Here is an 18,540-nt window from a genome sequence, read left to right as displayed (position 1 = left end):
GCCCGGTTACATTTCGAACCCGGAAGCTAAGCCTTACAGCGCCGATGGTACTGCAGGGGGGACCCTGTGGGAGAGTAGGACGCCGCCGAACAATCTTTGGAAAGGACCCCTGGTCCCCAGCGTTCAGCTGGGGACCAGGGGTCCTTTCGTTTTTCCAGGGCGCGCCGGGTACCCGGCTGCGCGAGAATGACTTGCGGTACCGAAGACAGGAGTCACCCATGTCCACCAACTCTCCCGACGACCGACCGGAGCGCGACCAGCGCCGACGGGACAGTGGTGACCGCGGTGACCGCAGGGATCAGCGCGGGGACCGTGGCGGGTTCCGTCGAGACGACCGCCGGGGCGACGACCGTGGCGGACAGCGTGGTGGCTTCCGCCGCGACGACCGAGACCGCGGGCCGCGTCGGGACGATCGCGATCGTGGTGGCGACCGGGGTTTCCGTCGGGATGACCGGGGTGGTGACCGTCCGCCCTTCCGCCGCGACGACCGCGGAGAGCGTGGTGACCGTCCCGCCTTCCGTCGAGATGATCGCCGTGACGACCGCCGTGACGGCCGCCGCGACGATCGGCGCGACGACCGCGGTGGGCAGCGCGGTGGCTTCCGTCGGGACGACCGGCGGGACGACCGCCGTGATGACCGCCGCGACGGTCGTCGCGAGGACAACCGTGGTGGCGGGTACGGCCGTCGGGACGACCGGGACCGTGGTGGCGACCGGGGTTTCCGTCGGGATGACCGGGGTGGTGACCGTCCGTCCTTCCGCCGCGACGACCGCGGTGAGCGTGGGGACCGGGGCGACCGTCCCTCGTACCGTCGCGACGACCGCGGAGAGCGTGGTGACCGCGGTGACCGTCCCTCGTACCGCAGGGATGACCGGCGTGACGACCGCCGTGATGATCGTCCTGCCTTCCGGCGTGACGACCGGCGTGACGACCGTCCTGCCTTCCGGCGTGGCGACCGGCGTGACGACCGTCGGGACGACCGTGGCGGCTTCCGTCGGGACGACAACCGTGGTGAGCGCGGCGGATTCGGCCGGCGTGACGACCGGCGCGACGACGGCCGGGGTGGTGACCGCGGTGGGTTCCGCGGGCGCGACGACCGCGGAGGCCGTGGGCCCCGTCGTGACGACCGTGGAGGGCGGCCCGGCGGCTACCGGGGCCGTGACGACCGGCAGGGCGGCGGTGGCCGTTTCCGCGAGGAGCGCGACCGTGACCGGGACCGGGAGCCGATCAAGCGGCTGCCGATCCCCGAGGAGGTCACGGGCGACGAGATCGACAAGGACGTGCGGCAGGAGCTGCAGAGCCTGCCCAAGACGCTTGCGGAGGACGTCGCCAGGAACCTGGTGATGGTCGCGCGGCTGCTCGACGAGGACCCGGAGGCCGCGTACGGCTACTCCAGGGTCGCCCTGCGCCTGGCGTCCCGCGTCGCCGCCGTACGGGAGGCGGCAGGGTTCGCCGCGTACGCCAACCAGAAGTACGCCGAGGCGCTGGCGGAGTTCCGGGCCGCTCGGCGGATGACCGGCTCCGTCGAGCTGTGGCCGGTGATGGCCGACTGCGAGCGCGGGCTCGGCCGGCCGGAGAAGGCGCTGGACATGGCCGGCGCCCCCGAGGTGCACAAGCTGGACAAGGCCGGTCAGGTCGAGATGCGCCTGGTGGCGGCCGGTGCCCGGCGTGACATGGGGCAGCTGGACGCGGCCATCGTGACGCTGCAGAGCCCCGAGCTCGCCTCCAACTCCGTCCAGCCGTGGACCGCGCGGCTGCGGTACGCCTACGCCGACGCGCTGCTGGCCGCCGGCCGGGAGCAGGAGGCGCGGGAGTGGTTCGCGAAGGCCGTGGAGTCGGACCGGGACGGCAGCACGGACGCCTCCGACCGGCTTGCCGAGCTGGACGGCGTGGAGTTCATGGACGCCCTGGACGAGGGTGAGTCCGAGAGCGACGAGCAGAGCCCTTCCGCCGGGGACGGCGACAAGGATTGACGGCCTGATGGTCTGATGGTCTGACGCCTGAGGGCGAGTCGAGGGGGGGCGGGACCGGTTCACGGGCCCGCCCCCCCTCGGCGTGTCGCCAGGCCGTCTCAGGCGTCGAGTGGGCGCAGAACCAGGCCCGAGGCCGGTTTCGGGCCGAAGGACGTCGACTTGCGGGGCATCGTGACGCCCTGCCGGGCCAGTTCGCGGACGACCTCCTCGCGGACCGGGTGCATCAGCACTGCCGTACCGCCGTCGCGCTCGGCCTTCTCGACGGTGGCCGCCGTGTCGTGGATGTAGGAGATGTGGGACGCCGAGTCGTCCGGAACGTGCCAGATATGGGCGAGGAGCGTGGCGTGCAGGACGGTGGCGTCCAGCGTGCGCCAGGCCTCGGGCCGGTCGGTGGGGACCGTGCGGGCCAGCAGCCCGGGCTCGGGCAGGTCGACGAGGTGGAAGGCGCCGTCGCCGGCGAGGAGGAAGGCGTTGCCCGTGTCGGCCGCCTTCGCCAGGGTTTCCAGTGACTCGTCCAGGGACGCGCCGAGTCGGCGGACGCGGAAGTGTCCGGCGAGGGCCGCCACGGCTGCGTGCACCGGGACGCCGTGCAGCAGCCGGTGGATGGCGCGGACGCGGAGCGGGTAGCGGGCCGTGTCGACCAGGAGGACCAGGCCGTGGTCCCACGGGCTGGGCGAAGGGTGCTCCGCGCGGAGGGTGCGGTAGGTGGCCCAGCGGTGGTGGCCGTCGGCGATGAGGGCCTGGTGCCGGGACAGCTCGGCCCGGACGCGGGCCACGGTGTCCGGGTCGGTGACCGACCACAGACGGTGGCAGAAGCCGTCCTCCGTGGTCGTGGAGAGAAGCGGCGGCTGCTCGGCCGTGCGTTCCACGAGGGCGGTGGTGACCGGCGTCCCGTCGTCGCCCCGGTAGGTCAGCAGCAGGGGCTCGAGATTCGCCCGGGTGGCCCGCATGAGTGCCGCGCGGTCGGCGACGACGTGCGGCATGACGTCCTCGTGCGGCAGGACCACCCGCTCGGCGGGGTCCGACACGCGCAGGGCGCCGATGATGCCGCGCTGCAGCATCCCTTCGCGGTCGCGTTGTTCGTAGACGTACAGACCCGGTTCGGGGTCGGTGGTCAGGACGCCCTCCGCCGTCCAGCGCCGCAGTGTGCGGGCGGCCTGCTCGTTGCGCGCCTCGGGTGTGGCGGCCTGGGGCAGGATCAGCCGGACGATGTTGTGCGGGTCGGCGGACTCGAGGTGGAGCAGGCCGTCGGGGCGGACCACGACGTCGTACGGAGGGGAGGTCACGGCGGCCAGGCTGCCGACCCGGTCGGGGTCGTAGCGGAGGCCTCGGAACGGGGTGAGTTCCAGGCCCCGGCGCGCCGTTGCTTCCGGGTGACCTGCAGAGTTCATCCCGGCATCGTACGTGTGTCAGTGCCATGGGGGATGATCGGGGGAAAGGCGACGAACGAGGAGCGATGCGCAATGAGCCGGAGCGTCAGGACGAGGCCCGCGGGCAGTGGCCCGGACCTGAGTGAGGCGTACGACACGGCGCTGCTCGACCTGGACGGCGTGGTGTACGCCGGGGGGAACGCGATCGCTCACGCCGTCGAGTCCCTCGCCGCGGCCCGCGACGGCGGGATGCGCCTGGCCTACGTCACCAACAACGCGCTCCGGACCCCCGGCGCGGTGGCCGCGCACCTGACCGAGCTGGGCATACCGACGGGGGCCGAGGACGTCATCACGTCGGCGCAGGCGGTGGCCCGGCTGATCGCCGAGCAGTTGGCGCCGGGGGCGCGGGTGCTGGTGATCGGCGGTGAAGGGCTGCGCGTGGCGCTGCGGGAGCGGGGTCTCGAGCCCGTGGAGTCGGCCGAGGACGATCCGGCGGCCGTGGTGCAGGGGTTCGGCGGGCCGGAGCTGCCGTGGGGGCGGTTCGCCGAGGCCTGCTACGCGATCGCGCGGGGCGTGCCGTGGTACGCCTCCAACACCGACCTGACCATCCCGGGCGCTCGCGGGATCGCCCCGGGCAACGGCGCGGCGGTGGAGGTCGTGCGGATCGCGACCGGCGCCGAGCCGCAGGTCGCGGGCAAGCCCTTGCCCCCCATGCACCGGGAGACGATCCTGCGGACCGGCGCCCGGCGCCCGTTGGTGGTGGGCGACCGGCTGGACACCGACATCGAGGGGGCGTTCAACGGGGAGGTCGACTCGCTGCTCGTCCTGACCGGTGTGACCGACGGGGCGCAGTTGCTGGCAGCGCCGCCGCAGCACCGGCCGACGTACGTCGACGCCGATCTGCGCGGGCTGCTCACCGGACAGCCGGAGGTCACCGGTGACGCGGAGGGAGGCTTCCGCTGCGGAGGCTGGACGGCGACGGCCGGCGGGGAGCGGCTGGAGCTGGACGGCGACGGCGCGGCGCCGGACGGGCTGCGCGTCCTGTGCGCGGCGGCCTGGACGGCGGGCGGAGAGCAGGGGTGCGGGCTGGACTCGGGGAAGGCGCTGGCACGATTGGGGTTGTGAGACGGCGTACGGGGAAGGCGCCTGTCGGCCCCCGTTCATGCCGTTCACCGGCCCGGGCGTCCCGGGGCGGGCCGGGCCCGCGGCCCCGGGGCGGCTCGGGGATCGTGATCGATTGGCAGGGTAGGCTAACCTAACTGCGTGTTGGTCGACAGTCCCCCCGAACAGCGCGCGGAGACCGCTCCCGCGCCGCCCTCCAAGCGCCGTGTCCTGCGTGCCGCGGGGCTGCCCGTCGCCGTGGCGGTCCTGGTGTCCATCGTGTTGGCGAGTATCGCGATCGGTGCGAAGGACCTGTCCCTGGCGGAGGTCTGGCACGGCCTCTTCCACGACTCGGGCACCTACGGCGACGTCGTGGTCGGCGAGCGGCTGTCGCGCACCGTCCTCGGTCTGCTGGCCGGCGCCGCCCTCGGCCTCGCGGGAGCCGTGCTGCAGGCGTTGACCCGCAATCCGCTGGCCGATCCCGGACTGCTCGGCATCAACGCGGGCGCCTCGGCGGCCGTGGTCACGGGCATCACCTTCTTCGGCGTCACCTCGCTGACCGGGTACGTCTGGTTCGCCTTCGCCGGTGCGGCGGGGGTCGGCGCGCTGGTCTGGTTCCTGGGCGGCAGCCGGGGGGCCACGCCGGTGCGGCTCGTACTGGCCGGCACCGCGATCAGCGCCGCCCTCTTCGGCTACCTCCAGGCCGTGATGATCATGGACGACGCGGCGCTGGGCAGGATGCGCTTCTGGACGGTCGGTTCGCTCGCCTCGGCGACGACCGGGACCATCAAGGAAGTGCTGCCCTTCTTCGTGGTGGGCACGGTCCTCGCCCTCGCGCTCGCCCGGCCGCTCAACGCCATGGAGATGGGCGACGACACCGCCAAGGCCCTCGGCGCCAACCTGAACCGCACCCGGGCGCTGTCCATGCTCGCCGCGACCGTGCTGTGCGGGGCCGCGACCGCCGCCTGCGGGCCGATCGTCTTCGTCGGGCTGATGATCCCGCACATCGTCCGCTCCTTCACCGGACCCGACATGCGCTGGATCCTGCCGTACGCGGCGATCCTGTCCCCGGTGCTGCTGCTCGGCGCGGACGTCCTCGGCCGGATCGTCGCACGGCCCTCGGAACTCCAGGTCGGCATCGTCACCGCCGTCCTCGGCGGGCCGGTCTTCATCTTTCTCGTACGACGGCGGAGGACGGCCCAGCTGTGAAGACCGCGAAGAACGAGAAGACGGCGAAGAACGAGAAGACGGCGAAGACCGTGAAGAGCAACCGTGCCGTCCGCACCCCGGGCGGGCTGTCCCTCCGCCTCGACGTGCGGGCCGTGGTCGTCGTCGCGCTGCTGCTGCTCCTCGCGCTCGCCGCGAGCGTGCTGCTGATCGGCACCGGCGACTTCGACATACCGGCCGCCGACGTGCTGAAGACCCTGGTCGGCCAGGGCAACGCCGGGCAGGAGTTCATCGTCAACGAGCTGCGGCTGCCGCGGGTCCTGGTCGGACTGCTGGTCGGCGCGGCGCTCGGCGTCGGCGGCGCGCTCTTCCAGGCCATCTCCCGCAACCCGCTCGGCAGTCCGGACGTCCTGGGCCTCGGGCAGGGGGCGACGGCCGGTGCGCTCATCATGATCGTCCTGTTCTCCGGCAGTTCGGCCCAGGTCACCGTCGGTGCGCTCGTCGGCGGCCTGGTGACCGGTCTCGCCATCTATCTGCTCGCCTGGAAGCGGGGTGTGCACGGATACCGGCTGGTCCTGGTCGGTATCGGCGTGTCCGCGATCGTCACGGCGGTCAACGGCTACCTGATGACCCGGGCCGACATCGTCGACGCCTCGCGCGCCGTCGTCTGGATGACCGGTTCCCTCAACGGCCGCGACTGGGACCAGGTCTGGCCCCTGCTGGCGCTGTGCGCCGTGCTCGTGCCGCTCGTGCTCACCAACGGACGGGCGCTGCGGATGATGGAGATGGGCGACGACGTCTCGTACGCCCTCGGGGTACGCGTCGAGCGGGTGCGGGCGCTGCTGATGGTGGCCGCCGTACTGCTCACCGCCGCGGCCGCCGCCGCCGCGGGACCCGTCGGCTTCGTGGCGCTCACCGCGCCGCAGCTCGCCCGGCGCCTGACCCGCTCGCCCGGCCCCAACCTGCTTCCGTCCCTGTGCATGGGCGCCGCCCTGCTGGTCGGCGCCGACTGGATCTCGCAGCGGGTCTTCGGCGCCGAGCAACTGCCCGTGGGCGTCGTCACCGGCGTGCTCGGCGGCGTCTACCTGCTGTGGCTGCTGGTCACCGAGCGCAAGGCGGGCCGGATATGAGCACCGGCACCGGTCACCGCAGCGGGCCGAACAACCGAAGGAGCAACAGCAACGTGAACCGTCTGACCGCCGAGAACGTCACCCTCGCCTACGACCAGCGGGTCATCGCGGAGAAGCTGTCGGTGGAGATACCCGACAACTCCTTCACCGTGATCGTCGGCCCGAACGCGTGCGGCAAGTCCACCCTGCTGCGCGCCCTGTCACGGATGCTCAAGCCGAGCCAGGGCCGGGTGCTGCTCGACGGGTCGGTCATCCAGTCGATGCCCGCCAAGCAGGTCGCCCGGACCCTCGGCCTGCTGCCGCAGTCGTCCATCGCGCCCGACGGCATCACCGTCGGCGACCTCGTCGGCCGCGGCCGCTACCCCCACCAGGGGATCCTGCGCCAGTGGTCGACCGAGGACGAGCGGGTCGTCCAGGAGTCGATGGCCCAGACCGGCATCTCGGAGCTGGCCGACCGCTACGTCGACGAACTCTCCGGCGGACAGCGCCAGCGTGTGTGGATCGCCATGGCGCTCGCCCAGCAGACCCCGTTGCTGCTCCTCGACGAGCCGACGACGTACCTGGACATCCAGCACCAGATCGACGTCCTCGACCTGTGCGCGGAACTCCACGAGGAGCAGGGCCGCACCCTCGTCGCCGTGCTGCACGACCTCAACCACGCCGCCCGCTACGCCACCCACCTCATCGCCCTGCGCGACGGGCAGATCATCGCCGAGGGCGCGCCGAAGGACATCGTCACCGCCGACCTGGTCGAGCGGGTCTTCGGGCTGCGCTGCCAGGTCATCGACGATCCCGAGACGGGTACGCCGCTGGTGGTGCCGGCCGCTCGCAAGGGGCGCACCAAGCTGGAGAAGGCAGTCGCTACAGGAGCTTCCTGAGCCGGAACAGGTCGCGCAGGCCCGCCTCCAGCTTCACCCGGCCCGATCCCCAGGCCCTGGCGAAGTTCAGTTCGCCCGCCACCAGGGCCACCAGGTCGTCGCCGGTCATCGCCAGCCTGATCTCGGCCCGCTCGCGCGGCGGTCCCTCCAGGGTCTCGCGCACGTCGATGTGGCCGTCCGCCATGCGTCCGGCGAAGGTGACGTCCAGGTCGGTGATGTGGCAGCTCACCGAGCGGTCCAGCTCCGTGGCCGACCGCACGTCCCCTTCGGCGCCCCGCATGCTGTCCGAGAGCTTGTCGAGTGCGGCACGGCACTCCTCAGTCGTCGCCATCGGGACCGACCGTACCCCAGCGCCACGCGGTAGCGTCGGGGCATGAGCGACGCAGTACCGGAGCCGGAGTCGGAGCCCGGGGCGGACACCGGCCCCGGGGACGAGCCGGCCGCCCCCGCACCGCTGGACGTCCCGCGCGACCCCACGGGGAACGCCGAGGTCGACGCCCGGCTGGCGCGGCTGGCCGACGCCGACCACCTCGCCACCGACGGCCACGTCGAGGTGTACGAGGATGTACACCGGGGGCTGCGCGACGCGCTCACCGCGCTCGACGCCCGCCCGGGACCCCAGGGACCACCGGTGCCCCCGTCGCCGCCATCACCGTACGACCGCAGGAGCTGAACCGAACGTGGCAGGAGTCGCACGCCGCCGTCTCGACGCGGAGCTGGTGCGCCGCAAGCTGGCGCGCTCGCGCGAGCACGCCAGCCAGCTGATCGCCGCCGGGCGGGTCACCGTCGGCAAGACCGTCGCGACCAAACCCGCCACGCAGGTCGAGACCGCCGCCGCGATCGTCGTGACCGACGACGACAACGACCCCGACTACGTCTCGCGCGGCGGCCACAAGCTGGCCGGGGCCCTCGCCGCCTTCGTGCCGCAGGGCCTCGTCGTCGAGGGGCGGCGGGCCCTGGACGCGGGCGCCTCCACCGGCGGCTTCACCGACGTACTGCTGCGGGCGGGCGCCGCGCACGTCGTCGCCGTGGACGTCGGGTACGGACAACTCGCGTGGAGTCTCCGGCAGGATGAACGCGTCACCGTCAAGGACCGTACGAACGTACGCGAGTTGACGCCGGAGGCGATCGATGGGGAGCCCGTGGACCTTGTCGTGGGGGATCTGTCCTTCATCCCGCTCGGACTGGTGCTGCCGGCCCTGGTGCGGTGCACCCGGCCGGGCGCCGACCTGGTGATGATGGTGAAGCCGCAGTTCGAGGTGGGGAAGGAGCGGCTGGGCAGCGGGGGAGTGGTACGCAGCGCGCAGTTGCGGGCCGAGGCCGTGCGGGGAGTCGCGCGGAAGGCCTGGGAGCTGGGGCTCGGGGTGAAGGGGGTCACCGCCAGTCCGCTGCCGGGTCCCTCCGGGAACGTCGAGTACTTTCTGTGGCTGCGGGCCGGGGCCGGTGAACTGGACCCGGCCGACGTTGACCGTGCAGTGGCGGAGGGGCCGCGTTGACACAGAACCGAGCGCGTACTGTTTTCCTGCTCGCCCACACCGGGCGCCCCGCTGCCGTCCGCAGCGCGGAGCTGGTGGTCAAGGGGCTGCTGCGGGCCGGGATCGGCGTACGGGTCCTGGAGGCCGAGGCGCGCGACCTGCCGCTGCCGGGTGAGGTGGAGCTGGTCGGCGAGGCCACCCCGCAGTGCCTGGACGGGTGCGAGCTGCTGATCGTGCTGGGCGGCGACGGCACGCTGCTGCGCGGCGCCGAGTTCGCCCGCGCCTCGGGCGTGCCGATGCTCGGCGTCAACCTCGGCCGGGTCGGCTTCCTCGCGGAGGCCGAGCGGGACGACCTCGACAAGGTCGTCGACCGGGTGGTGAACCGGGCCTACGAGGTCGAGGAGCGGATGACCGTCGACGTCGTCGTGCACCGCAACGGCGACATCGTGCACACCGACTGGGCGCTGAACGAGGCCGCCGTGCAGAAGGCGGGCGCCGAGAAGCTGCTGGAAGTCGTGCTGGAGATCGACGGCCGGCCGGTGACCGGGTTCGGCTGCGACGGCATCGTGCTGTCCACGCCGACCGGGTCGACGGCGTACGCCTTCTCGGCCGGGGGGCCTGTGGTGTGGCCCGAGGTGGAGGCGCTGCTGATGGTGCCGATCAGCGCCCACGCGCTGTTCGCGAAGCCGCTGGTGACCTCGCCGGACTCGGTGCTCGCGGTGGAGGTGCTGCCGCATGTCCCGCCGGGGGTGTTGTGGTGCGACGGGCGGCGGACGGTGGAGCTGCCGCCGGGGGCGCGGGTGGAGGTGCGGCGGGGGGCGGTGCCGGTGCGGTTGGCTCGGTTGCACCATGCGTCGTTCACGGACCGGTTGGTCGCGAAGTTCGCGTTGCCGGTGTCCGGATGGCGCGGGGCGCCGCACTAGCGGACTCGATGGGGTGGTCGGGTGCGTCGCGGGCTGCGGGTGGGTTGTGGCTGGTCGCGCCCCGCGGCGCAGCCGCTATTGACACAGTCCCGCGCCCCTGGCGGCATGCGCTTGCCCGGCGTGACAAGGGCGGCCTGTGTGCGCTCCCTGCCCTCGACCTCGTATGGTCGTGTCCGTGCTTGAGGAGATGCGGATACGGTCGCTCGGAGTCATCGATGACGCCGTGGTCGAGCTGTCGCCCGGGTTCACCGCTGTCACCGGTGAGACGGGTGCCGGCAAGACCATGGTGGTCACCAGCCTGGGGCTGCTCCTGGGCGGGCGCGCCGACGCGGCGCTCGTGCGGATCGGGGCGAAGAACGCGGTCGTCGAGGGGCGCATCGCCGTGCCCGGCGACGCCGCGGCCGCCGTCCGGGCCGAGGAGGCCGGGGCCGAGCTGGACGACGGGGCGCTGCTGATCAGCCGTACCGTGTCCGCCGAGGGAAGATCGCGCGCGCACCTGGGCGGGCGGTCGGTGCCGGTGGGGATGCTCGCCGAGCTGGCCGACGAGCTGGTCGCCGTGCACGGGCAGACCGACCAGCAGGGGCTGCTGAAGCTGAACCGGCAGCGCCAGGCCCTGGACCGGTACGCGGGCGACGCGGTCGCCGGGCCGCTCGCCAAGTACGCGGAGGCCTACCGCCGGCTGCGGGCCGTCGCCCGTGAGCTGGAGGAGATCACCACGCGCGCGCGTGAGCGCGCCCAGGAGGCCGATCTGCTGCGCTACGGCCTCGACGAGATCGCCGCGGTCGAGCCGCGCGCCGGTGAGGACGTGGAGCTGGCGGAGGAGGCGGAGCGGCTGGGACACGCCGAGGCGCTCGCGTCGGCCGCCACGGTCGCCCACGCCGCCCTGGCGGGCAACCCGGAGGATCCCGAGGGCGTGGACGGCGCCACGCTCGTCGCGGGCGCGCAGCGGGCCCTGGACGCCGTACGGTCCCACGACCCGGCGCTGGCCGCGCTCGCCGAGCGGATCGGCGAGGTCGGCATCCTGCTGCGCGACGTGGCCGGGGAACTCGCCGGGTACGCCGACGACCTGGACGCCGACCCGCTGCGGCTGGCGGCGGTCGAGGAGCGCCGGGCCGCGCTGACCGCGCTGACGCGGAAGTACGGCGAGGACATCGCGGCCGTGCTGAGCTGGGCCGAGCAGAGCGCCGCGCGGCTGACCGAGCTGGACGGCGACGACGAGCGGATCGGCGAGCTGACCGCCGAGCGGGACGCGCTGCGGGCGGAACTGGGCGGACTCGCCCAGGCGCTGACCGACGCGCGGAGCGAGGCCGCCGAGCGGTTCGCCGCCGCGGTGACCGCCGAGCTGGCGTCGCTCGCCATGCCCCACGCGCGCGTGTCCTTCGCGATCCGGCAGACCGAGGACCCGGAGGGCGTCGAGATCGGCGGGCGTACGGTCGCGTACGGGCCGTCGGGCGCGGACGAGGTGGAGCTGCTGCTGGCCCCGCACCCCGGCGCGCCGCCGCGGCCGATCGCCAAGGGCGCGTCCGGCGGTGAGCTGTCGCGCGTGATGCTGGCCGTGGAGGTCGTCTTCGCGGGCACCGATCCCGTGCCGACCTACCTGTTCGACGAGGTCGACGCCGGGGTCGGCGGCAAGGCGGCGGTGGAGATCGGGCGGCGGCTGGCGCGGCTGGCCAGGAGCGCGCAGGTCGTGGTCGTCACGCACCTGCCGCAGGTGGCCGCGTTCGCCGACCGGCAGCTGCTGGTGGAGAAGACGAACGACGGCTCGGTGACCCGCTCCGGCGTGAAGGTCCTGGAGGGCGAGGAACGCGTCCGGGAACTCTCCCGGATGCTCGCCGGCCAGGAGGACTCGGAGACGGCCCGCGCCCACGCGGAGGAACTGCTGGAGACGGCCCGGGCCGACCGGTAGGCACTCCGGGCACTCCGGGCACTCCGGGCGGCCCTGGCCGCCCTGGCCGCCCGGGTCGGGACTCCGGGGGCCGGGCGGGCGTACTTCGGCGGTCTCCCGGACGTACGCCCCGGGTGGCCGGTGCGACGGCGTGACGTTCACTCGTACGGGTGAGATGGTTCTGTGTCGTTGTCCCGCCGGTCGTCCGGTCGTGGCGGTCGTCGTTCCCGGAACACCCGTGCGGCCTGGCATCCTTGACGGAGCGGCGCACGGGAAACCGCCCGGCGCACCCCGTCCGCACCATCCTTCTGTACGTTCTTCGTGACCGTCCCCACGTCTTTCGTGACCGTCTCCCGCCGAACCAGGAGCCCCGGCCAGGTGACCCCCGTGAGCAGCCACTCACCGCACGGCCAGTCGCCGCTGCGCACCGTGCAGGTGCTGGGCGGCGGCAACGCCGGCAGCAGCGCGCACGTGCGCTCACTGGCCGCGGGGCTCGTCGCACGGGGCGTGAAGGTGACGGTGTGCGCCCCCTCGGATGCGGAGTGCACCTACGACTTCACCGGCGCCGGGGCCGACCACGTGCACGTGCCGCGCAGCAGCGATCCCGTCTCGGTGGCCGCGCTGCGGACGGTGTGCGCCGAAGCCGACCTGGTGCACGCGCACGGGCTGCACGCCTCCTTCCGGGCCGCCCTGGCCCTCGGCGGACGGCGCGTGCGCACTCCGCTCGTCGTCACCTGGCACGACCGGGCGCACGCCGAGGGAGCCCGCGGCCAGCTGCTGCGCGTGCTGGAGCGGCGGGTCATGAAGGCCGCCACCGTCGTGCTCGGCGCCACCTCGGAACTGGTCGACGGTGCGCGCCGGACGGGCGCCCGGGACGCCCGCCTCGGCCCCGTCGCCCTCCCCGCCCGGTCGGGCCCGCCGGCCGGACCCGACGACCCCGACCTGCTGCGCCCCAAGGTCCGGGCCGAACTCGGCGCCATCGACCGGCCGTTGCTGGTGGCGGTCGGATCGCTGGAGCGGCACCGCGGGTACGACGTGCTGCTCGACGCCGCCCGCGTGTGGCGCCGCCTCGACCCGGCGCCGCTGGTCGTGGTCGCCGGGGAGGGGCCGCTGCGCGGCGAGTTGCAGGGCCGGATCGAGGGCGAGGGGCTGCCGGTGGTGCTCGTCGGCAGCCGCGCCGACGTGCCCGACCTGCTGGCGGCGGCCGACCTCGCGCTGCTGCCGAGCCGCCGGGAGCCGGGGCGTTCGGTCCTCGCCCAGGAAGCGCTCCACGCGCGCGTGCCACTCGTCGCCGGTGCCGTCGGCGGCATCCCCGAGCTGGTCGGCGACGCCGCCGAACTCGTCCCGCCCAGGGACGCGGAGGCCCTCGCCGACGCCGTGGTCGGCCTGCTCGCCGACCCCGCGCGGCAGGACGAACTCCGCGAGCGGGGCGCGCGGCAGGCGGCCACGTGGCCGACCGAGGACGAGACCGTCGCCCAGGTGCTGAGCATCTACGACGAGTTGACGCAGCCCACGCCGTTGCTCTAGGCACCCGCCCCGGCCCTGGCTCCGTCGCCTACGGCACGTGCCGGCGGGCGCGCAGGGCCAGGCTCAACGCCAGTACGGTCTGCGGATCGTCGAGGTCCGTGCCCAGCAACTCCCCGATCCTGGCGAGCCGGTTGTAGAGGGTCTGCCGGTTGAGGTGGAGTTCGCGGGCCGTCTCCGCCTTGCGGCCGGCATGGGCCAAGTACGTCTGGAGGGTGGGCAGCAGGGGCGGCCTGGAGCGGTCGTCGTGGTCCCGCAGCGGGCCGATCGCGCGGTCCACGAACGCCGCGAGGTCCGGATGGTCGCGCAGCCGCCACAGCAGCAGGTCGATGTCCAGGCGCCGCGCGTCGTACCAGGGCCGGTCGGTCAGGCCCTGCGCCGCGGTCGCCGTCTCCGCCGCGTGCCTCAGGCCCGCCGAGGCCGCCGCCCAGCCGCCGGACACCCCGACGACCACGACGGGGGGCTGCGCCCCGGGACGCTGTATCCCGGCCCGCTCCACACCCGCCCGCAGCGCCGCCGCGACCCGGTCGGCGACCGCGGCCCGCTCCGACTCCGAGCGCAGCCCCAGCAGCAGCGGGACCCGGCCCTCCACCGGCCGTACGCCCAGCAGGACCGGCACCCCCACCGCCGCCAGCTCCTCGGCGACCGCGCGGGCCAGCACCGCCCAGCCGCCGCCCGCCGGGGACAGGGCGTCGCCGAGGCGCATCACCACCGGGAGCAGCGGACCGGCGCCCGGCTTGAAGCCGAGGACGCGGGCCTGCGCGGGGGCGTCCTCGGCGGCGATCCGCCCCTCGGCGAGGTCGGTGAGGAAGCCGCCCCGCCCGCGCGCCGCCAGCTCCTCCTCCTGCCGCGCCTGCATCAGCACCACGGCGAGGATGCCCGCCGCCCGCTCCGCCGCCATCCGGTGCACCGGCGCGGGCGAGGACCGTACCGGCAGCAGGACGAGCCGGGCGCGCACCGACCCGGCGCCGGGTCCGCCGCCGGGCACGTCCACGAGGACCGAGCCCGCCGGGGGCGGCGCGTCCTTGTGCGGGTCCCGCAGCCCCTCCCAGACCTGGAGGGGGTCGGCCCCCTCGGGCCCGGCGCCGGCGGCGTACAGCAGGCGGCCGTCGGTGGTCTCCAGGAAGACGGGGTTGCCGGCGAAGTCGGCCAGGATGGCGAGGACCTGGGGCACTCCGCCGCCGCCCAGCAGCGCCTCGGTGCAGCGGCGGTGCACCTCCTCGGCCCGCTGGAGCAGCGCGTAGTGGCCGTTGACGATCTCGGTGTGGATCTCCTCGGTGACCGCCACGAACGGCACCTCGCGGTGCAGCTGCACCAGCGGCAGCCCGGCCGCGCGGGCGGTGTCGACCAGCGCCGCGGGCAGCCGGGTGAAGCGCGGGCCCAGCTCCACGACGAGCGCCGCGATGCCGCGCTCGGCCAGCGTGCGCACGAACGCCCGCTGCTCGGCGGGACGGGTGCCGAGGCCGTACCCCGTGGTCAGCAGCAGTTCGCCGCCCTTGAGCAGCGAGGCGATGTTGGGCACCTCACCCGCGTGCACCCAGCGCACCGTGCGCTGCATGCGGTCGGCGCCCGCGAGGATCTCCGGCAGACCGCTGCGCAGCCCGGGCAGCTCCAGGGCCCGGCGCACGGTGATCCCGGCGCCCTGCGTGTCGAATCCGCTGTTCGTGCCGCTGTCCATGGGCCGGACGCTACCCGGCGCGACCCGCCCGGGGGAGATCCGCCCGGCCTTCGGCGGATCGGCGGGCGCCCGGTGGGTAGGGCACCCGGCATGGACATCACCGTCGTGGCCGCCGCACGTGAGGACACCAGCCCCCTCGACGAGCCCTTGCGGGTGGCGCAGCAGGCAGACCGGCTGGGATACCGCGAGGTGTGGCTGGGGGAGGGGCCGACCTGGGACGCGTTCGTGCTCGCCGTGGCCGTCGGAGCGGGCACGCGGCGGATCGCGCTCACCGCCGGGCCGGTCGCCGTGTCGGTGCGCGACCCGCACGGCATCGCGCGGGGCGCCGCCTCGGTGGCCGCGGTCACCGGCCGCCCGGTCGGCGTGGCGCTGGGCACGTCGAGCAAGCGGGTGGTCGAGGGCGTGCACGGCCGGGCCCGGGAACGTCCGGCGGCCGCACTGGAGGCGACCGCCGCGGCACTGCGGGAGCTGCTCCACGGTGCGCCGGGCGAGCCCGTCGTGCCCGGCAGCGCCTTCCCGCGCCGCCACCGGCCGCCGGGCGGTCCGCTCACCGTGGCGGCCTTCGGCGACCGCGCGATCTCCGTCGCAGCCCGGTACGCCGACCGCATGCTCCTCGACGTGGTCTCGCCCGAGCAGGTCCGCGCCCTGCGCGCCAAGCTGCTCGCCGCGGCCGACGCGGCCGGGCGGACCCCGCCGGCGCTGGCCGCCTGGGTGCCCGCCGCCGTCGACCCCGACCCCGCCTCCCTCACCCAGGTCATGCGCAGCGTCGTGGGCTATCTCACGGTGCCGGGCTACCGCGAGATGTTCGAGGAGGCCGGCTTCGGCGAGGCGGTCGCGCTGGCCCGCACGGGAGCCGACGCGGACACCCTGCTGCGGGCGCTGCCGGAAGAGGCGGCGGCCACCGTGGGCCTGATCGGCGGCCCGGACACCGTACGGGCCCGGATGGACGCCTACGCCGAGGCGGGCCTGGACGAGATGGCCCTGGTACCGGCGACGGCGGGCGACCCGGGCGGCGAACGGACCCTGACGGCACTGGCCCCCTGAACGGACCGCGGCCACCTGCCACCGGCAGCACCGGGAACCCGGCAGCACCGGGCCCCCGGCACCGGGCCCCCGGCACCGGGCCCCCGGCACCGGACCCCCGGCAGCGCGGGGCCGGTGCCCGGTCAGCCGCCGTAGGCGCCGCTCGCCGTCAGCCGGAGGGCCGTGTCGATCAGCGGCACGTGGCTGAAGGCCTGCGGGAAGTTGCCGACCTGGCGCTGCAGGCGGGGGTCCCACTCCTCGGCGAGGAGGCCGAGGTCGTTGCGCAGGGAGAGCAGCTTCTCGAAGAGCTTGCGCGCCTCGTCCACCCGGCCGATCATCGCGAGGTCGTCGGCCATCCAGAACGAGCAGGCCAGGAAGGCGCCCTCGTCGCCCGGCAGACCGTCGACGCCCTCCTCCTCGCCGTCCGTCGGATAGCGCAGGATGAAGCCGTCCGAGGTGGACAGCTCACGCTGGATGGCCTCGATGGTGCCGATGACCCGCTTGTCGTCCGGCGGCAGGAAGCCCATCTGCGGGATCAGCAGCAGGGAGGCGTCCAGCGCCTGGGAGCCGTAGGACTGCGTGAAGGTGTTGCGTTCCTTGTCGTAGCCCTTCTCGCACACGTCCCGGTGGATGTCGTCGCGCAGCTGCTTCCAGCGCTCCAGCGGGCCGTCCGCGTCGCCGGACTCGATCAGCTTGATGGTGCGGTCCACGGCGACCCAGGCCATCACCTTGGAGTGCACGAAGTGGCGGCGCGGGCCGCGCACCTCCCAGATGCCCTCATCCGGCTCGTTCCAGTGGTCCTCCAGGTAGCGGATCAGCTTGAGCTGGAGCACCGAGGCGTAGTCGTTGCGGGCCAGGCCCGTCATGTGGCCCAGGTGCAGGGCCTCGGTCACCTCGCCGTAGACGTCCAGCTGGAGCTGGTGGGCCGCGCCGTTGCCGACCCGGACCGGGGTCGAGTTCTCGTAGCCCGGCAGCCAGTCCAGCTCCGCCTCGCCCAGCTCCCGCTCGCCGGCGATGCCGTACATGATCTGCAGGTTCTCCGGGTCGCCGGCGACCGCGCGCAGCAGCCACTCGCGCCAGGCGCGGGCCTCCTCGCGGTAGCCGGTGCGCAGCAGCGAGGACAGGGTGATCGCCGCGTCGCGCAGCCAGGTGTAGCGGTAGTCCCAGTTGCGGACGCCGCCGATGTCCTCCGGCAGGGAGGTGGTGGGCGCGGCGACGATGCCGCCGGTGGGGGCGTACGTCAGGGCCTTCAGCGTGATCAGGGAGCGGACCACCGCCTCCCGGTAGGGGCCGTGGTACGTGCAGTGCTCGACCCAGTCCCGCCAGAAGTCCTCCGTGGCCACCAGCGACTGCTCGGGCTCCGGCAGCGCCGGCGGCTCCTTGTGCGAGGGCTCCCACGAGATGGTGAACGCGATCCGGTCGCCCGGCGCCACCGTGAAGTCCGCGTACGTGGTCAGCGCCTTGCCGTAGGTCTCCGCCTCCGTGTCGAACCACACGGAGTCCGGGCCCGCGACGGCCACCGTGCGGCCCTCGTGCTTGTGCACCCAGGGGACCACCCGGCCGTAGCTGAACCGCATCCGCAGCTCCGAGCGCATCGGCACCCGGCCGGAGACGCCCTCCACGATCCGGATCAGCTGCGGCGCGCCGTCGCGCGGCGGCATGAAATCGGTCACTCTGACGGTGCCGCGCGGGGTGTCCCACTCGGATTCCAGGATCAGTGAGTCGCCGCGGTAGGTCCGCCGGGCCGAGGTGGGCGGTTCGGCGCCGGGGGCGTACGCGGGTCCCATCCGCCAGAAGCCGTGCTCTCCGGTGCCGAGCAGGCCGGCGAAGATGGCATGCGAGTCGAAGCGGGGCAGGCACAGCCAGTCGACTGTGCCGTCCCGGCAGACCAGCGCAGCGGTCTGCATGTCTCCGATGAGTGCGTAGTCTTCGATGCGCCCGGCCACGTGCAACTCCAGTCGAACGGCCACGTCACCCCGCAGTGGGGGCGGTCGCTAGTGCGGTCAGCGGTCAAGGGTGGGGTCAGGGGTGTGGGTCAGGAATGTGTGTCGGGGACGGGTGTCCCGCGTGCCATGCCTCGTTGAGTCATGAAGCAAAGCAGCCGTCCGGCCGTGCGGCCAAACGTGGTGCCCCGAACGACAATTGTTGCTCAACGAACTGACGAGCTCTCGTTGTTCCGGTGCTGACGGGCGAGGGGTGGTGCCGTGTCGCCGGGCGGGCTCGGCAGCGAACGTCCGAGCAGGATACGACGCACGTAGATGATCTGTGTGCCGCTCCGGGCAACCCGGGTCCGCCGAACGAGTGACCGGCGTGTGAGGAAACGGTGACCTTCCCACCTGCGTGTCCGGACGTGCGCGGAGGGTGGCCGGACGACGTCGCCCCGAGGCGCTGATACGCTGGTAGCCCGTGGACC

Annotated in this window: 16 protein-coding genes and 1 rRNA gene; 13 read left to right on the top strand and 4 right to left on the bottom strand. The window is 73.9% G+C overall.

Annotated features, from left to right (window positions below; all coding sequences use genetic code 11):
- From rrf to ACFV9J_RS17220, 3 genes are all read left to right on the top strand, one after another.
- A 5S ribosomal RNA gene (gene rrf, locus ACFV9J_RS17230) occupies positions 1-91 on the top strand; the annotation flags it as partial.
- 95 nt (positions 92-186) lie between these two features.
- Positions 187-1,344: a hypothetical protein gene (locus tag ACFV9J_RS17225; protein WP_385354978.1), complete on the top strand. Its 1,158-nt coding sequence runs from the start codon at positions 187-189 to the stop codon at positions 1,342-1,344.
- The gene (locus ACFV9J_RS17220; protein ID WP_385354976.1) at positions 1,236-1,973 is read left to right on the top strand and encodes a hypothetical protein; all 738 of its coding nucleotides are present in this window, start codon (positions 1,236-1,238) and stop codon (positions 1,971-1,973) included. The genes ACFV9J_RS17225 and ACFV9J_RS17220 overlap by 109 nt, the downstream gene beginning before the upstream one ends.
- A 98-nt stretch (positions 1,974-2,071) precedes the next feature.
- Here ACFV9J_RS17220 and ACFV9J_RS17215 read toward each other — a convergent pair whose 3' ends face one another.
- Positions 2,072-3,364: a DUF1015 domain-containing protein gene (locus ACFV9J_RS17215; RefSeq protein ID WP_385354940.1), complete on the bottom strand. Its 1,293-nt coding sequence runs from the start codon at positions 3,362-3,364 to the stop codon at positions 2,072-2,074.
- Positions 3,365-3,436: 72 nt separating this feature from the next.
- Here ACFV9J_RS17215 and ACFV9J_RS17210 point away from each other — a divergent pair, with 72 nt between their 5' ends.
- From ACFV9J_RS17210 to ACFV9J_RS17195, 4 genes are all read left to right on the top strand, one after another.
- Positions 3,437-4,468: an HAD hydrolase-like protein gene (locus ACFV9J_RS17210; protein WP_385354938.1), complete on the top strand. Its 1,032-nt coding sequence runs from the start codon at positions 3,437-3,439 to the stop codon at positions 4,466-4,468.
- Between the two features lie 138 nt (positions 4,469-4,606).
- On the top strand, positions 4,607-5,653 hold the full coding sequence (locus tag ACFV9J_RS17205; protein WP_385354936.1) for a FecCD family ABC transporter permease: 1,047 nt from the start codon (positions 4,607-4,609) through the stop codon (positions 5,651-5,653).
- Between the two features lie 50 nt (positions 5,654-5,703).
- On the top strand, positions 5,704-6,741 hold the full coding sequence (locus ACFV9J_RS17200) for a FecCD family ABC transporter permease (RefSeq protein WP_385354974.1): 1,038 nt from the start codon (positions 5,704-5,706) through the stop codon (positions 6,739-6,741).
- Entirely contained in the window at positions 6,738-7,619 is an 882-nt protein-coding gene (locus tag ACFV9J_RS17195) for an ABC transporter ATP-binding protein (protein ID WP_385354934.1), read from the top strand. Before ACFV9J_RS17200 ends, ACFV9J_RS17195 begins: the two co-directional genes overlap by 4 nt.
- On the opposite strand, the gene ACFV9J_RS17190 is transcribed toward ACFV9J_RS17195, so the two are convergent.
- Complete coding sequence (locus ACFV9J_RS17190) at positions 7,603-7,950, bottom strand: sterol-binding protein (protein ID WP_385354932.1); 348 nt, start codon at positions 7,948-7,950, stop codon at positions 7,603-7,605. The genes ACFV9J_RS17195 and ACFV9J_RS17190 overlap by 17 nt on opposite strands.
- 42 nt (positions 7,951-7,992) lie before the next feature.
- Between ACFV9J_RS17190 and ACFV9J_RS17185 the strand changes: the two genes are divergently transcribed.
- The 5 genes from ACFV9J_RS17185 (at position 7,993) to ACFV9J_RS17165 (ending at position 13,429) form a co-directional block, all read left to right on the top strand.
- Positions 7,993-8,292, top strand: coding sequence for a hypothetical protein (locus ACFV9J_RS17185; protein ID WP_385354930.1), 300 nt, complete (start codon positions 7,993-7,995; stop codon positions 8,290-8,292).
- Between the two features lie 7 nt (positions 8,293-8,299).
- The gene (locus ACFV9J_RS17180) at positions 8,300-9,115 is read left to right on the top strand and encodes a hemolysin (protein WP_385354928.1); all 816 of its coding nucleotides are present in this window, start codon (positions 8,300-8,302) and stop codon (positions 9,113-9,115) included.
- Positions 9,112-10,017, top strand: a complete 906-nt coding sequence (locus tag ACFV9J_RS17175; RefSeq protein WP_385354926.1) for an NAD kinase — start codon at positions 9,112-9,114, stop codon at positions 10,015-10,017. Before ACFV9J_RS17180 ends, ACFV9J_RS17175 begins: the two co-directional genes overlap by 4 nt.
- Positions 10,018-10,180: 163 nt before the next feature.
- The gene (gene recN / locus ACFV9J_RS17170; RefSeq protein ID WP_385354924.1) at positions 10,181-11,923 is read left to right on the top strand and encodes a DNA repair protein RecN; all 1,743 of its coding nucleotides are present in this window, start codon (positions 10,181-10,183) and stop codon (positions 11,921-11,923) included.
- Positions 11,924-12,280: 357 nt separating this feature from the next.
- The gene (locus ACFV9J_RS17165; RefSeq protein ID WP_385354922.1) at positions 12,281-13,429 is read left to right on the top strand and encodes a glycosyltransferase family 4 protein; all 1,149 of its coding nucleotides are present in this window, start codon (positions 12,281-12,283) and stop codon (positions 13,427-13,429) included.
- A gap of 28 nt (positions 13,430-13,457) precedes the next feature.
- Here the strand turns inward: ACFV9J_RS17165 and ACFV9J_RS17160 are convergent, their stop codons facing one another.
- Entirely contained in the window at positions 13,458-15,104 is a 1,647-nt protein-coding gene (locus ACFV9J_RS17160) for a PucR family transcriptional regulator (RefSeq protein WP_385354920.1), read from the bottom strand.
- 90 nt (positions 15,105-15,194) lie between these two features.
- Here ACFV9J_RS17160 and ACFV9J_RS17155 point away from each other — a divergent pair, with 90 nt between their 5' ends.
- Positions 15,195-16,148 carry an LLM class F420-dependent oxidoreductase gene (locus tag ACFV9J_RS17155; RefSeq protein WP_385354918.1) on the top strand — a complete coding sequence of 318 codons (954 nt, stop codon included), beginning with the start codon at positions 15,195-15,197 and terminating at the stop codon, positions 16,146-16,148.
- 122 nt (positions 16,149-16,270) lie between these two features.
- Here the strand turns inward: ACFV9J_RS17155 and ACFV9J_RS17150 are convergent, their stop codons facing one another.
- Positions 16,271-18,073: a glycoside hydrolase family 15 protein gene (locus ACFV9J_RS17150; protein WP_385354972.1), complete on the bottom strand. Its 1,803-nt coding sequence runs from the start codon at positions 18,071-18,073 to the stop codon at positions 16,271-16,273.
- Positions 18,074-18,540: the final 467 nt, after the last annotated feature.

It is taken from the genome of Streptomyces sp. NPDC059906 (genome assembly GCF_042730645.1).
GTDB classification, from domain to species: Bacteria; Actinomycetota; Actinomycetes; order Streptomycetales; family Streptomycetaceae; genus Streptomyces; species Streptomyces rubrogriseus.
Note: the sequence above shows the minus strand (reverse complement) of the source record. Positions and strands in the feature narration are given on the sequence as shown.

Coding starts and splice junctions, on each gene's coding strand:
- ACFV9J_RS17225 (WP_385354978.1), top strand. CDS start 187: ATGACTTGCGGTACCGAAGACAGGAGTCACCCATGTCCACCAACTCTC.
- ACFV9J_RS17215 (WP_385354940.1), bottom strand. CDS start 3,364: ATGAACTCTGCAGGTCACCCGGAAGCAACGGCGCGCCGGGGCCTGGAA.
- ACFV9J_RS17210 (WP_385354938.1), top strand. CDS start 3,437: ATGAGCCGGAGCGTCAGGACGAGGCCCGCGGGCAGTGGCCCGGACCTG.
- ACFV9J_RS17195 (WP_385354934.1), top strand. CDS start 6,738: ATGAGCACCGGCACCGGTCACCGCAGCGGGCCGAACAACCGAAGGAGC.
- ACFV9J_RS17190 (WP_385354932.1), bottom strand. CDS start 7,950: ATGGCGACGACTGAGGAGTGCCGTGCCGCACTCGACAAGCTCTCGGAC.
- ACFV9J_RS17185 (WP_385354930.1), top strand. CDS start 7,993: ATGAGCGACGCAGTACCGGAGCCGGAGTCGGAGCCCGGGGCGGACACC.
- recN (WP_385354924.1), top strand. CDS start 10,181: ATGGTCGTGTCCGTGCTTGAGGAGATGCGGATACGGTCGCTCGGAGTC.
- ACFV9J_RS17160 (WP_385354920.1), bottom strand. CDS start 15,104: ATGGACAGCGGCACGAACAGCGGATTCGACACGCAGGGCGCCGGGATC.
- ACFV9J_RS17155 (WP_385354918.1), top strand. CDS start 15,195: ATGGACATCACCGTCGTGGCCGCCGCACGTGAGGACACCAGCCCCCTC.